This window comes from Jiangella muralis, from assembly GCF_001270745.1.
GTDB lineage: Bacteria > Actinomycetota > Actinomycetes > Jiangellales > Jiangellaceae > Jiangella > Jiangella muralis.
Genome location: NZ_KQ434754.1, coordinates 237,201 through 250,073 on the forward strand (window position 1 = coordinate 237,201; position 12,873 = coordinate 250,073).

Here is a 12,873-nt window from a genome sequence, read left to right on the forward strand (position 1 = left end):
ACGTCTGTTGGGGTGCCATGTTGTCCACAATCCGCCCGTCGCTCTATGGGGTATCCCCGGAAGTTGTCACACTACGTTTTGTGGATCTGACACAACGGGCGGAGCTTCTCCTCAACCGCGTCCCCGAGGTCGCACAGTCCCTCGTCGGCGATGTCTGGGAACGGCTGCCCGGCTACGACGACGCCCGCATGGACCTCGACGACCTCGTCGGCGTCGTCACGCCGAACCTGCGCGCGCTGCTGGTCGCCGTCGCCGGGAACCGCGGGCTGCGGCCGGACGAGGTGACGCCGGCGGCGCAGCTGGGCGAGCGGCGAGCCGTCCAGGGCGTGCCGATCGAGGGTGTCGTCGCGTCGTGGCACTCGGCGGAGCGGCGGCTGCTCGACCAGCTGGTCGCCGCGGGCCCGCCGATGCCGCCGGACGAGTACACGCGGCTCGCCCGGCTGCTGGCCGGCGCGGTCGACGTCATGGTCGCGGTGTCGACGGAGGCGTATCGGCGCACCCGCAGCGAGGCGGCGGCGCACCTGGACCAGATCGCCACCGACCTGGTGTCGCGGCTGGCCGGCGGCGAGCCGCTGGACCCGGCGCACGTCGAGGAGCGGGCCCGGCTGATCGGCGTCGCCGCCCAGGTGCCGCATCGCGCCGTCGCCGTCGGCGGGCCCGGTGACGATCCGCTGCAGGTCGCGCGGGCGCAGCGGGAGATCGTCGACGTGCTGCGGCCGCGGCTGCGGTCGCGGATCCTGGTCGGCTCGAAGGACGCGACGGTCCTGCTCGTCCTGCCGGACCTGCCGGGGCTCGGCGACATGCTGTCGCGGGCGGCGCGGCGCCCGGGAGTGGCGGCGGGGACGGTGATCGGGCTGGGCGAGCCGCGTGACCGGCTGGGCGAGGCGGCCGCGTCCTGCCGGGAGGCCGTCGCGGCGCTCGAAGCCGGCCGGCGCGCCGGGCTGGACCGCGTCGTCGTCCCGTTCGACCAGGTCATCGCGGACGTCATGCTGATCGACAACCCGCTGGACGCCCGTCGGCTGGCGGCGCGGGCGCTGGAGCCACTGGCGGGGCACGGACAACTGGTCGACACCGTGCGGGCGTATCTGGCGACCGGGCTGTCGGTGCGGCGGACGGCCGAGCGGCTGGCGGTGCACGAGAACACCGTCTCGTACCGGCTGCGCCGGGTGTCCTCGCTGCTGGGGCTGGCCGGGCCGGACCAGCTGATCCGGGCCGACCTGCTGCTCGCGCTGCGCGCCGTCGACCTCGGGCTGTACTAGGGCGTGCCTCCCAAGGTCACATTCGTCCAAGCCGGGTCCGCCGCCCCGGGTCTAGCGTGGAACCCATGGCCACTGTCACTCCGTATCTCTGCGCCAAGGACACCGCGGCCGCGCTCAAGTTCTACGCGGCGGCGTTCGGCGCGGTCGAGACCAGCCGCTGGACCGACCCCGCCACGGGCACCGTCGGGCACGCCGAGTTCACCGTGCAGGGCGCCCGCGTCATGATCGCCGACGAGTGGCCCGACGGCGGCGTCTACGCGCCCTCGCCGGGGCGTTCGTCCGTTTCGCTCGTGCTCGAGGTCGACGACGTCGACGGGCTGTTCGAGCGGGCGGTCGCGGCCGGCGCCACCGTCGACCGTCCGGTCACCGACTCGCCACACGGCCGCGGCGGCTGGCTGTACGACCCGTTCGGGCATCGCTGGCATCTCTCCACGCCGGAGCCGCCGATCGGGAAGGACGAGTTGCAGCGGGCCGTCGGCGACGACTACGTGATCAGTTAGTACCCCGCGGCCAGCAGCGCCGCGTCGATCGCCCGCGCGACATCGACCAGTTCGGCGCCGCCGCTGGCGAGGCTGGCCGACACCGACACCGAGACGTCGTCGCGGCGCCAGGCGACCTGCAGGTTCGACGGCGCGCTCAGCGACGCCCACGCCTCCGCCCCGAGGCCGTCGACGTTCTCGGCGCTGCCGAGCGCGCCGTCCGCGCTGACCCAGTCGTCGAACGTCGACACGCTGACCACCAGTTCGCCGCCCGCGCCGATCCAGCCGCAGGACGGGCCGAACTCCGCCGGATCGGACATGTCCTCGGGCGTCGGGGCGGCTCCGATCAGCGTGGCGATGGCGTCGGCGCCCAACGTGCACGCATCGATCGGCTGGGCGACCGGCGGCGGCGCGTCGCCCTCACCGTCGTCGCCGCCTCCTGGGTCGGGCTGCTGGCCGCCGTCGCTGCTCGTCCCGCCGTCGGCCGGTGCGCCCGCGGCGTCGCCGCCATCGGCCGGTTGGCCGCCCGGTTCCTCGCCGCCGTCCTGGACCGGCTCGTCGGGCGCGGCCTGCGGATCCTCCGCTGCCGGCGTCTCGTCCGGGGCGTCCGCGTTCGTCGGCCCCTCGCCGGGCGTCGACTCCCACGCCGGCGTCGGCGTCGCCGCACCGCTCGCGGCGTCGTCACCGCCACCACACCCGGCCAGGCTGGCAGCGGACAGAATCACGGCAGCCGCTACCGCGGACCGCTTGGACGAAGTGATCACCTGCGGAACCTCTCGTGAGCACATCGAAGCGGTCCGACCCTAGCAACACCCCAGATGGGGGCCGATGTCCGATTTGGTAACGGTCGAGGAACGACTCAGCGCGCCAGCTCGCGCAGGGCGCCGACGGCTGCGCGGGCGTCCGCGTCCGGTGGCGGGCGCATCCAGGCGTACGCCGAGCGCGGGAAGCGGTGACGGTAGAGGCCGGCGTAGGCGAGCTGGCTGTCGCGCGCGTTCTGCTCGGGCGTGACGTCCTCGCCGACGAGCAGCCGCGCCTCGTAGGAGAGGGCGATCCGGTCGGCGAGCCATTCCGGGACGTCCGCACGGGGCGCGGGGTGCGCGTGCGCCGCGGTGAGCAGCCGGTCGGCGAACGCGGGGTCGCGGTGCCGGCGGGCGCGGGCCTTGAAGAGGGTCCAGTAGCGCCCGAGCGAGCCGGCCCGCTCCCCCCAGCGTTCGGTCGCGACCTCGGCGATCGCGGTTGCGGCCTGCCGGACGACGATCCAGGCGCCGGTGGCGTCCCCGTCCGCCCGCCGTTCGGCCTCGGCGAGCGACCGGTCCGCGGCGGCCAGCCACGTCGTCACCCGCCGGCCGACGACGGCCTCGTCGAAGCGCCAGCGGGCGGACAGCTCCAGCAGGGCCGACGCGACGCCGCCGTCGTCGCGGGCCGGGCGGCCGCCGTAGACCTTGTCGAGGCCATGCAGCCAGCGGTGGTCGTCCATGTGCCCGGCCGGGTCGCCGTCCACCTCGCCCACCTCGCCCGCGTCGAACGTCAGCCGCCCGGCGTCGACGGCCGTGTAGATGCCGCTGGTCCCCCACATCTCGCTCAGCTGGTAGGCGCACTGATCGACCTCGGCGGCCACGTCCGCGACCGGCCGCCCGGCGCTGACGACGATGAGGTCGAGGTCGCTGAGCGGCCAATGCTCGCCGCGCCCGAAGCTGCCGCCGAGCACCACCCCGGCCACGCCCGGGATCGCGCCCACCGCCGTCGCGGCCTCTTCCGCTCGGGCCGCCAGCCGGGTGCGCCAGTGCCGCAGCCGCGGATCGGTCTCCTGCACGCGGGCCTCAGCTCAGCCGGGTGCGGACGAGTTCGGACCTGCGATACGCCATGGCACTCACGCTACAAGGGTCTCCAGCCTCCCGCTTTCATGACGGTCAGGTGTGAAGTCACAGTGAAGCAGAAATGAAACACCGCGGCCGTAGATTCGGCTACGAAGGAAACTGAGAACTCCGCCATCACTGGTGCGGGCGGCGCTACCTTGCTCGCGCCGAAAGCAAAGAGAAAGGATTGACGATGATTCGTAGAGCCCGTAATTGGATGCTCCTGGTGCTGGCCACTACGCTCGGTGCCGTGGCGCTGACCTTCACCGGAACGCCCGATGCGATGGCTGGGACGGCTAAATACACCTGTCCGGCCGCCACCATGACTCCAAGCGAATGCAAGGCCGTGTACAACCGGTTCAAGGCCAATGGGGTGCGGGTATGGGGATACCATTCGCCCTCCTGCACGTATTACTACTGCTACGACGGCTACTTCTACTACGCCCGCTGATCTCCGGGCTTGTTCAAAAGAGGTCCCTTCCGGGGGCGGCGATCCTGCACCCGGGGCCTCAACTCAGCCGGGCGCGGAGGAGGCAGAACTCGTTGCCCTCCGGGTCGGCCAGCACCTGCCACGACTCCTCGCCCGTCTGCCCGACGTCGGCCGGGCGCGCCCCGATGGCCAGCAGCCGTTCCAGCTCGGCGTCCTGGTCGCGGTCGGTGGCGTTGACGTCGAAGTGCAGCCGCAGCGGGCCCAGCTCGGGATCGTCCGTCTGACTGAGGATGATGGTCGGCTGCAACCCGCCGAACCCCTCGCGCGGCCCGATCTCGATCCCGTCGTCCTCGGTGTCGAGCACGACGTAGTCGAGCACCTCGCACCAGAACGCCGCCAGCCGCTGCGGGTCGCGGCACTTGAGGATGAGTTCGGACATGCGACACGCCATGGCACTCACGCTACAAGGGTCCGAACACACGTCGGGCCGGTCCTGTCTCGGACCGGCCCGACGTGTTCGTGCTGGTGGTGCGGAGGCGGCGGGATTTGAACCCGCGAGAGGGTTTGAGCCCTCAACCCGCTTAGCAGGCGGGCGCCATAAACCGGGCTAGGCGACGCCTCCATGCCCGTTGGAGCACCAGGTGCAACAACCGGGCGACGCAAGGCTACCGTTCCGGCGCGGGAGACGGCAAAGTCGGGTGGTGTGAGATCGCGCGGGCGGGGCTGGCGGGATCGTCGTGAGGCTGGTGAACGGCTGGGGGCGGCGGTCCTGGAGCGGCTCGGCGACGCTGGGGACGTGCTGGTGCTGGGGTTGCCGCGCGGGGGCGTAGCCGTCGCGGCGCCGGTGGCCGCGGCGCTGGGCGGCGAGCTGGACGTGCTCGTGGTGCGCAAGGCGGGCGTGCCGTGGCAGCCGGAGCTGGCGTTGGGGGCGGTGACGGCGTCAGGGCATCGGGTGGTGAACGACGCGGTGGTGAGGGGTGTCCGGCTGCGGCCGACCGAGCTCGAGTGGGTGCTCCGCCGGGCGCAGGAGGAGGCAGAGGGCAAGGAACGCCTGTTGCGCGGTGACCGCCCGCCGCCGCGGCTGGAGGGGCGGACGGTTGTGCTGGTGGACGACGGCATCGCGACGGGCGCGACGGTGCGGGCGGCGGCCGAGCTGCTGGTGACGGCGGACCCGCGGCCACGCCAGGTGGTCGTCGCGGTGCCGGTGGGGCCGAGAGAGACGGTGGAGGAACTGGAGCGGGTGGCCGACGTGGTGGTGGTGTTGGAGCGGCCGGCGACGTTCCAGGCGGTCGGTGAGTGGTACGGCGATTTCACTCAGGTCCAGGACGACGACGTCAGGGCGCTGCTGAAACCGTGACGGTGATCACTTCGGCAACTTATGGGCGGGTTCGGGCGTCTTGTAACAGAGGTGGTTACGCGGACGTCCGGCTGGGCCGGGCCGAGGTGTGATTATCCTGGCTTCGGCGGATAGAGCGGATCATGAGAGCTGACGACGTGAGAGCGAGGAGGGGTGACCGGCCGGTGCAACGCGCCCGACGAGCTCCAGGTGCTCGACGCGCTCGGCTGCAGACGCGCCGGGACGAGCGCAACCAGCGCTACGGCCGCTTCATCGGGTTCACCGCTCTCGGGTCGCTGATTCCCGGCACCGGGTTAATCGCCGCCGGCAGGCGCCGGCTCGGCACGACCGTCCTGGTCATCCTCGCCGCACTCGCCATCCTCGCGCTCGCCGTCGTGGTGCTGATCCCGCCGACGGAGCTGGCGTCGTACGGCGGCGACCGGCAGATGATGCTGATCGTCGGGACGGCGCTCGCGGCCGGCGCGGCGGCCTGGCTGCTCATCGCCGTCGGCAGCCACCGGTCGCTGGAGCCGGACGGCCTGCCTCCCGGCAAGCGGCTGGCCGGCGCGCTCGTCGTCATCCTCAGCGCGTCGGTGGTGGTCGCGCCGCTGGCGGTCGGTTCGCGGTACGCGTTCACGCAGCGCGACCTCGTCGGCAACATCTCGTCCAGCGGCGGCAGCAACACCACGCCCGACGTCGACGTCTCCGACCCGTGGGCCGACAAGCCGCGGCTGAACGTGCTCTTCCTCGGCGGTGACGCCGGTGAGGGCCGCACCGGTCTTCGTCCGGACACCCAGATCGTCGCCAGCATCGACACCGAGACCGGCGCCACGACGATGATCTCGCTGCCGCGCAACCTGTCGCAGATCCCGTTCCCCGACGGCACGCCGCTGGCCGAGGCGTACCCGAACGGCTTCACCGGCAGCGGCGACCCGCTCGAGTGGATGCTGAACGCCGTCTACGCCAACGTGCCGCGTGACCACCCCGACGTGTTCGAGGGCGTCGGTGACCCCGGCGCCGATGCCACGAAGTGGGCGGTCGAGGGCGCGCTGGGCCTCGACATCGACTACTTCATCATGGTCGACCTCGCCGGCTTCGAGGCCGTGGTCGACGCGCTCGGCGGCATCACCGTCAACGTGCCGCGCGACATCCCGTGGGGCAACAAGAGCCTCCCCGACGGCACCTGCACCCAGGCCAACGGCTACATCGAGCAGGGCGACAACCGGCTGCTCGACGGCTTCCACGCGCTCTGGTTCGCCCGCTCGCGCTGCGGCAGCGACGACTACGAGCGCATGGAGCGGCAGCGCTGCGTCATGAACGCCATCGTCGACAAGGCCGACCCGGCCACGCTGCTCAGCCAGTACCAGAGCCTCGCGTCGGCGGCTGGCGACATCATCACCTCCGACGTGCCGGCCGACCTGTTCCCGGCGCTGATCGAGCTGATGGTGAAGGTCCGCACGCAGCCGCTGGAGAGCCTGACGCTCGACAACGAGTTCTTCGGCAGTATGGGCACCACGTCCAGCGACCCCGACTACGACCAGCTGCACGCGCGCATCCAGGAGATCCTGGCCGGCACCCCGGCCACGCCCGACGCCGGTGAGACGACGCCGCCCGACGAGGACACCACCGAGGCGACCGGCCAGAACGCCAGCAGCGAGCGTTCCGGCGCCGCCGTCCAGCAGGCCTCCGGCGAGGCCGAGGAGCCGGCCGACGAGCCCACCGAAGGCACGACGGACGAGCCCGCGGCCGACGAGCCGGTCGACGCCGGCGCGGTCTGCTGACTCACTCGTACAGCACGTAGTCCGGCGTCGGCGCCAGCGCCAGCACCTCGGCGGGCGTCATCAACGGCCCGCGCGCGGCGTCCTCCTCGAAGAACAGCTTGAAGCCGGCGGCGACGTGCGGCGGCTTGGTGCTCATGAGCGTCGTCCAGGTGCGCTCCTTGTCGGCGCGGCTGCCGATGCCGTCGACGCTCTTGACGGCGACGACGCCCGGGTGCGGCCGCAGCGCCGCCTCGTCCTCGACGACCGAGGCGTGCACCTGGTGGAACACCATGACCTTCTCCGGCAGGTCGCGCTCGGCGACCAGCGCCGACAGGTAGGCGGCGACGGAGTCCAGCTCGGCGCCGGTGGTGCTGCCGTAGACGTCGCCTGGGACCTCGTCCGGCCCGACCGCCCACTCCGGGTCCAGCGCCAGCCCGACGTCCGGCTCGGTCAGCCACGGCTCCAGCCGAGTCACCTCGTCGAGGAAGCCGGCCCGGCCGGGTTGGACGTTGAGCAGCAGCAGCGCACCGTGCCGTCGGGCCGCCTCGAGGTATGCCGCGATGACGTCGTCGGGCTCGTGTGTGCGGTACAGCCCGTCGGCCGCGGGCGAATCGTGCGCGATGACGGTGATCAGCTCGAACACGGGCAGGACGGTGCGGTCGTCGTCGTACTCGGCGGCGATGGCGTCGATCTGCTCGGCGGCGGCGTCGAGGCCGTCCGGGGTGAGCCGTCCGAACGCCGGTGACCGGCCGCCGGCGAGGCCGACGAGGCGGTGCTCGGGCAGGATCGTCGTCCCGCCGCCGGGCAACGACGACGGCGTGGGCGCCTCGTCCGGCGGGGGCGACGCGGGCTCCGACATGGACGGCGGCGTCGTCGTGCGCTGTCCGCCGGGCTCGCCGGCACCGTCGTCGGCGCAGCCGGCCGTCGCCAGCACGGCGATCGTCAGCAGGAGAACAGGTCTACGCACTCCTGCCTAGTGTGCACCGGATCAGGCGAGGTCGTCCTGGCCGGAGAGCGGGCGATAGCCGCGGTCGCGGTTGAGCCGGCCGCGCAGCTCGCGGGCCAGCACCCGCGGCTCGACGTCGATGGACGCGGTGCGGATGAGGCTCTGCCGGCCGCCGGAGAGGTCGACGGAGACGATGGCGCCGTCGGTCTGCACTTTGCGGACGTCGCGCCACGGCACCCGCCGCCCGGCGCCGAACCCCGTCGCGTTGACGAAGCCGTCGTCGTCGAGCACCAGCCGGGTGCCGCGGCCGAGCACGCGCAGCACGCCGACCAGCAGGATGACCAGCGACACCGCCGCGGCCAGCGCCAGCAACACCACCAGGGCCGCTTCCAGCCAGCCGGGCAGGTCGAGCGCCAGCACGACGGTCAGCGCGATGGTGACGAGACCGAGACCGGCGGCGCCGACTCCGACGCCGCGGACCGCGAGCTGGGTCGGTGGGCCGTAGACCGTGCGTGTCACGGGACCCAGTGTGTCACGCGTGCGCAGGTCAGCCCGCGTGGAGGGGTGGCGGCCGACCGCGAGGTCTGACGTCGGTCCCCGATGTCGAGTCAGGCCGTGGAGGCCATGCGGGCGCGGTTCTCGGCGATGATCCGGCACAGCGGGCAGAGGTCGAGCCCGTGCAGCCGGCTCCAGCCCGAGAGCGTCGCGCGCGCGTGGTGCGGCGTCGATCCGAGATTCCCCAGGTCGCCGCATTGGTCGCAGACGATGGCCACCCGTGTGCTCATGGTCTCCTGCCTGTCCGTCGTGCGCCGCCCCCGGCGCGTTCCCACCCTTCCCCAGGATGCCCGACGGACAGCGTCGCGGTGGGCGGAAACGATCAATTGGCGGTGACGCCGGCGAGGATCGCCGCGATGCGGTGCGCCGGCAGCTCGACCAGCGGCGACTCGAGCACGTGCGGCGGCAGCCCGGACACGTCGACGAGGCGCCGCGCCTCGTCCTTGGTGAGCGGCTCGCCGCCGGTGCGCCGGCCGGCCTTGACCAGGGCGTCGCGCCAGGCGGTGCTGAGGCGCCGGTGCGCGGTGTCGAGCAGGAACCGCCGGGCGACGTCGGCGGGCGGGAGGTCCGCGGCGTCGACGGCGACGGCCTCGACGATCGCGTGCTTCGGGTCGGGGGTGCTGCGCCGGAACCGCAGCCGCCACTTCGCGCCGACCAGTCGTTGCAGCTCCTGCTGCCCGGACTGCGACGTGACCGCCGGGTGGGTGTTCTGGACGGCGAGCGCGAGGCGCCGCACGTCCAGCGCCAGCAGGGTGCGCAGCAGCCAGGTGTTCGGGTCGCCGACGAGGTGGACGGCGACCGCGGCCGTCCGGGCGTGCGGGATGGCCGCCGCGGCCCGTCCGGCGAACACGTCGCCGAGCGCGATGCCGCCGGGCGGTCGCCGCAGCGCGACGACGGCGCCGACGTCCAGCGACTCGGGTCCGGCGGCGGCGTCGAGCAGCGCCGTCATGACGTCCGGCGCGTCGGGCCGGCCGCTCTCCAGCGACTGCGGCCCGTGCGTGTAGATCGCCTCCTGGGTCGTGCGCGGCAGCGCCTTCCACGTCGCCGCCGTCGGCTGGAGGACGTAGAGGTCGCTGGCGCTGCCGATGGCCTGGGCGCCGTCGTAGCGGTTGAAGTGCGGCAGCATCGCCTCGGTGGCCAGCGACAGGCCGACCAGTTCGCGCTGCACCTTCAGGCCCAGCGCCGGCTGGTGTCGGCCGTGGCCGTAGGCCAGGACCAACCGGCCGTTCGGGTGGTCGCGCAGGCTCTCGAGGCCGCGGGTGAGGAACAGCCGGACGCCCTCGGGGGTGTAGGGCGGATCGGTGACGACGAGGTCGCCCACCTCCCGCGCGACGGACGGCAGCCCGGCGCGGAAGTCGGCCCAGACGGTGCGGATCGGCAGGCCGAGCGCGGCGGCCTGCTCGTCGACGTAGGCCAGCAGGTCCTCGTCGAGGTCCGCGACCACGACCTTCACCCGGGGATTGACCAGGCACAACGCGACGGATGTGAGGTCGTGGTCGCCGATGCAGACCAGGGTCGCGCCGTCGAGGTCGTACGTGGCGTCGAGCCAGAGCGCGCGGCGCAGCGCGGTGACGGGCGTCGCGGGCACGTGATCGAGCGCCTGGACGGCGGCCGGCGCGGCGGCGATCACCTCGGCGACCCGGCGGGCGACGTCGTTCGTGGGCAGCGGACCGGCGGGCTCGGGCAGGACGGGCGGCGTCAGGCGGTCCAGCCCGAACCGGTCGCGGTAGGCCGCCCGCACGTCGTCCCGCACCGTGAACCGTCCGCCGTGCGTCTCGAGGTCGCCGCCCAGCGCGTCGAGCAGCCGTTCCACCTGGCGGCGTGGCACCGCGGTGCGGCGGACGAGGTCGTCGAGCGGGGCGGCGCCGGCGACGAGCGCGGCCAGCACCTCACGCAATGGGCGCGCGCCGACGCCGAGCCCCGACACCAGGTCGGCGACACGGTCGATGGCGTCGGCGTTCAGCGGGTCCAAGCGGAGGGCATGGGATTCGAACCCATGAGGACGGAGAGGGCCCCGCCCTAGAACTTTTCAAGAGTTCCCCGTTCGGCCACTCCGGCAGCCCTCCAGGCAGGTGCAAGTGTGCCACGTCCGGTCTGTGGCAGCATCGGGCCGGTGAGCGAGGCCGAGACGCCGTTGCCGGGTGGCCGGGTGGGTGGCGCCGTGCGGGTCGGCGGCACCGTGCGGCGGCCTGCCGGAGCGTGGACGCCGGCCGTCCATGCGCTGCTGGACGGGTTGCGCGCGGCCGGTCTGGACGGCGTCCCGTCGGTGCGCGGGGTCGACGAGCAGGGGCGCGAGGTGCTCGGGTGGGTCGCCGGCCGGGGTGTTGCCCGCGACGAGATCGTCAGCGACGCGCTGCTGGCTGACGGTGCTCGCTGGCTGCGTCGCTTCCACGATGCGGTCGCCGGGTACCGGCCGGACGGCGAGGTGACGTGGCGGCACGGCCGGCGGGCGCTGGCTGCCGGGGAGATCGTCTGCCACAACGACCCGGCCGCCTACAACTGGATCGCCAACGGCGACCGCGTCGTCGGCGTGGTCGACTGGGACATGGCCGGCCCAGGCGTCGCGCTGGACGACCTGGCGTTCGTCGCGTGGATGTCGGTGCCGCTGCGTCGTGTGGACGTGCCGGTGGACGTCGTCGCGCGGCGGCTGGTCCTGCTGGCTTCGGCCTACGGCGACGTGACGCCGTCGGCGGTGCTCGCGCACGTGCACGTCCGGATGAGCATGGCAGCGGACCGCATCGAGGCCGGTCAGCGTCGGGGCGACCCGGGGCTGCTGAACCTCGCGGCGATCGGTGAGCCGGGTCGCACCCGGGCGGCGCTGGCCGGGCTTGCGGCGCGCGAGCCCGCGATCGTCGCCGCGCTGCGTGCTGGTTGACCGGAGATCCAGCCCGCCCGGCTGGGAGGGGGCCCACCCTACGGGCGGGCGCTGACAACGTCGGCCGATTGTGGGTCTCACCTGGCGTACCTCGGTGTGACGCACCCTTTCTGACGGTGGACGCGCGGCATCGAGGTTGCGGGTCAGGGGCCGGTGGCGGCGGGGCGGTCGGGGTCGGCCGACCACTGGGACCAGGAGCCGGGGTAGAGGGTGGCGTCGATCCCCGCGACGGCGAGGGCGGCGAGCTCGTGCGCCGCGGTGACGCCGGAGCCGCAGTAGGCGCCGACCGGACCCGAGCCGTCGGCGCCGAGGGCGGCGAAGCGAGCCCGCAGCTCGGAAGCGGGCAGGAAGCGGCCGGTCGCGTCGAGGTTGTCGGCGGTCGGGGCGCTGACGGCGCCGGGGATGTGCCCGGCCCGCGGATCGACCGGCTCCGTCTCGCCGCGGAACCGCTCCCCCGCACGGGCGTCGAGCAGCACGCCCGAGGCGGCCAGGGCAGCCGCGGACGACGCGGACAGGGTCGGCAGCGCACCCGCCCGCAGGACCACGTCACCGGCGGGCGGCGTCACGGGCCCGGTCTCCAGCGCGCCGCCGGCCGCCGTCCACGCGGCCAGTCCGCCGTCGAGCAGCCACACCTCCGGAAGCCCGGCCCAGCGCAGCAGCCACCACGCTCGCGCCGCCGACAGGCCGCCGAGGTCGTCGTAGGCGACGACGGTGTCGCCGGCGCGCACGCCCCAGCGCCGGGCGGCCGCCTGGAGCACGTCCACCGACGGCAGCGGATGGCGCCCGGCCGAGGCGGACGGCGGGCCGGCCAGCTCGGTCTCGAGGTCGGCGTACGCGGCGCCGGGCAGGTGGCCGGCCAGGTAGTGGTCGTGGCCGTGCGGGTCGCCGAGCTTCCAGCGAACGTCGAGCAGGACGACGCGCTCTCCCGCGGCCAGCCGCCGGCCGAGCGAGTCGGTGTCGATCAGTACGCTCATGCCGCCCACGCTACTGACGGGTCGAGACTTGCGAGGGCCCGGCGCCGCTCCGGGCCTTCGCCTGGAGATTTCCGCGGTGACCGGGTTCGGGGCGGGGAAGTGTGGCGACGTGCCCGGGCTTGCGTCCTGGGTCTGGCGCGCGTTTTCGGGCCGGATCCGGCCGTTTCGTACGCGTCAGACCCAGGACGCGCCCAGACCAGGCCAACGGCCCGCGAGGTGTGCCCAAGAGGCCCCTGACAGCTGCCAAGACAACGGGCGGCAGGGGCACGGCCAACTTCAGCTCATCCCGCCCCACGTCCGACGTTGATCTTGGAGAAGTGGCGGCACCAATCAGGCATTTCGCCCGGCAATGCCGTGGCTGCTCCAAGGTCAACTTGGTGGGCGGCGGCGGTAGCCGGTG

The 12,873-nt window shown here is 73.5% G+C and carries 13 protein-coding genes, 2 tRNA genes and 1 pseudogene; 6 read left to right on the forward strand and 10 right to left on the reverse strand.

Annotated elements, in window-relative coordinates; translation table 11 throughout:
- Positions 1 to 80: 80 nt before the first annotated feature.
- Together ACW62_RS09310 and ACW62_RS09315 are read left to right on the forward strand one after the other, a co-directional pair.
- Positions 81 to 1,259, forward strand: coding sequence for a PucR family transcriptional regulator (locus ACW62_RS09310; RefSeq protein ID WP_053203821.1), 1,179 nt, complete (start codon positions 81 to 83; stop codon positions 1,257 to 1,259).
- A gap of 65 nt (positions 1,260 to 1,324) precedes the next feature.
- Complete coding sequence (locus ACW62_RS09315; protein WP_053203822.1) at positions 1,325 to 1,759, forward strand: VOC family protein; 435 nt, start codon at positions 1,325 to 1,327, stop codon at positions 1,757 to 1,759.
- Here the strand turns inward: ACW62_RS09315 and ACW62_RS09320 are convergent.
- Both ACW62_RS09320 and ACW62_RS09325 read right to left on the reverse strand, forming a co-directional pair.
- Complete coding sequence (locus tag ACW62_RS09320) at positions 1,756 to 2,502, reverse strand: hypothetical protein (protein WP_157574567.1); 747 nt, start codon at positions 2,500 to 2,502, stop codon at positions 1,756 to 1,758. The genes ACW62_RS09315 and ACW62_RS09320 overlap by 4 nt on opposite strands.
- Positions 2,503 to 2,597: 95 nt before the next feature.
- On the reverse strand, positions 2,598 to 3,554 hold the full coding sequence (locus ACW62_RS09325) for a nucleotidyltransferase domain-containing protein (protein ID WP_053203824.1): 957 nt from the start codon (positions 3,552 to 3,554) through the stop codon (positions 2,598 to 2,600).
- Between the two features lie 260 nt (positions 3,555 to 3,814).
- On the opposite strand from ACW62_RS09325, the gene ACW62_RS09330 reads away from it, so the two are divergent.
- Positions 3,815 to 4,048: a hypothetical protein gene (locus tag ACW62_RS09330; RefSeq protein WP_053203825.1), complete on the forward strand. Its 234-nt coding sequence runs from the start codon at positions 3,815 to 3,817 to the stop codon at positions 4,046 to 4,048.
- A gap of 58 nt (positions 4,049 to 4,106) precedes the next feature.
- Here the strand turns inward: ACW62_RS09330 and ACW62_RS09335 are convergent, their stop codons facing one another.
- Positions 4,107 to 4,478 carry a VOC family protein gene (locus ACW62_RS09335; RefSeq protein ID WP_053203826.1) on the reverse strand — a complete coding sequence of 124 codons (372 nt, stop codon included), beginning with the start codon at positions 4,476 to 4,478 and terminating at the stop codon, positions 4,107 to 4,109.
- 80 nt (positions 4,479 to 4,558) lie between these two features.
- A tRNA-Ser gene (locus ACW62_RS09340) sits at positions 4,559 to 4,649 on the reverse strand.
- Positions 4,650 to 4,823: 174 nt separating this feature from the next.
- Between ACW62_RS09340 and ACW62_RS09345 the strand changes: the two genes are divergently transcribed.
- Positions 4,824 to 5,384 (forward strand): phosphoribosyltransferase family protein, encoded by a 561-nt coding sequence (locus tag ACW62_RS09345; RefSeq protein WP_205629240.1) that lies wholly within the window; start codon positions 4,824 to 4,826, stop codon positions 5,382 to 5,384.
- Positions 5,385 to 5,548: 164 nt separating this feature from the next.
- The gene (locus ACW62_RS09350; protein WP_053203828.1) at positions 5,549 to 7,144 is read left to right on the forward strand and encodes an LCP family protein; all 1,596 of its coding nucleotides are present in this window, start codon (positions 5,549 to 5,551) and stop codon (positions 7,142 to 7,144) included.
- Between the two features lies 1 nt (position 7,145).
- Here the strand turns inward: ACW62_RS09350 and ACW62_RS09355 are convergent, their stop codons facing one another.
- The 5 genes from ACW62_RS09355 to ACW62_RS33925 all read right to left on the reverse strand — a co-directional run bounded on the left by ACW62_RS09355 (position 7,146) and on the right by ACW62_RS33925 (position 10,690).
- Positions 7,146 to 8,090 carry a hypothetical protein gene (locus ACW62_RS09355; RefSeq protein WP_053203829.1) on the reverse strand — a complete coding sequence of 315 codons (945 nt, stop codon included), beginning with the start codon at positions 8,088 to 8,090 and terminating at the stop codon, positions 7,146 to 7,148.
- 21 nt (positions 8,091 to 8,111) lie between these two features.
- Entirely contained in the window at positions 8,112 to 8,588 is a 477-nt protein-coding gene (locus ACW62_RS09360; RefSeq protein ID WP_053203830.1) for a hypothetical protein, read from the reverse strand.
- An 89-nt stretch (positions 8,589 to 8,677) separates the two neighbouring features.
- Positions 8,678 to 8,854: a hypothetical protein gene (locus tag ACW62_RS33920; RefSeq protein ID WP_157574569.1), complete on the reverse strand. Its 177-nt coding sequence runs from the start codon at positions 8,852 to 8,854 to the stop codon at positions 8,678 to 8,680.
- A 92-nt stretch (positions 8,855 to 8,946) separates the two neighbouring features.
- Positions 8,947 to 10,596 (reverse strand): bis-aminopropyl spermidine synthase family protein, encoded by a 1,650-nt coding sequence (locus ACW62_RS09365; RefSeq protein WP_053203831.1) that lies wholly within the window; start codon positions 10,594 to 10,596, stop codon positions 8,947 to 8,949.
- A gap of 1 nt (position 10,597) precedes the next feature.
- A tRNA-Ser gene (locus ACW62_RS33925) sits at positions 10,598 to 10,690 on the reverse strand.
- Positions 10,691 to 10,737: 47 nt separating this feature from the next.
- Here ACW62_RS33925 and ACW62_RS09370 point away from each other — a divergent pair.
- Entirely contained in the window at positions 10,738 to 11,499 is a 762-nt protein-coding gene (locus ACW62_RS09370) for a phosphotransferase (RefSeq protein WP_169792019.1), read from the forward strand.
- 143 nt (positions 11,500 to 11,642) lie between these two features.
- Here ACW62_RS09370 and ACW62_RS09375 read toward each other — a convergent pair.
- Positions 11,643 to 12,563, reverse strand: a pseudogene (locus ACW62_RS09375) (sulfurtransferase); the annotation flags it as partial.
- Between the last annotated feature and the right edge of the window lie 310 nt (positions 12,564 to 12,873).

Coding starts and splice junctions, on each gene's coding strand:
- ACW62_RS09335 (WP_053203826.1), bottom strand. CDS start 4,478: ATGGCGTGTCGCATGTCCGAACTCATCCTCAAGTGCCGCGACCCGCAG.
- ACW62_RS09315 (WP_053203822.1), top strand. CDS start 1,325: ATGGCCACTGTCACTCCGTATCTCTGCGCCAAGGACACCGCGGCCGCG.
- ACW62_RS33920 (WP_157574569.1), bottom strand. CDS start 8,854: ATGAGCACACGGGTGGCCATCGTCTGCGACCAATGCGGCGACCTGGGG.
- ACW62_RS09330 (WP_053203825.1), top strand. CDS start 3,815: ATGCTCCTGGTGCTGGCCACTACGCTCGGTGCCGTGGCGCTGACCTTC.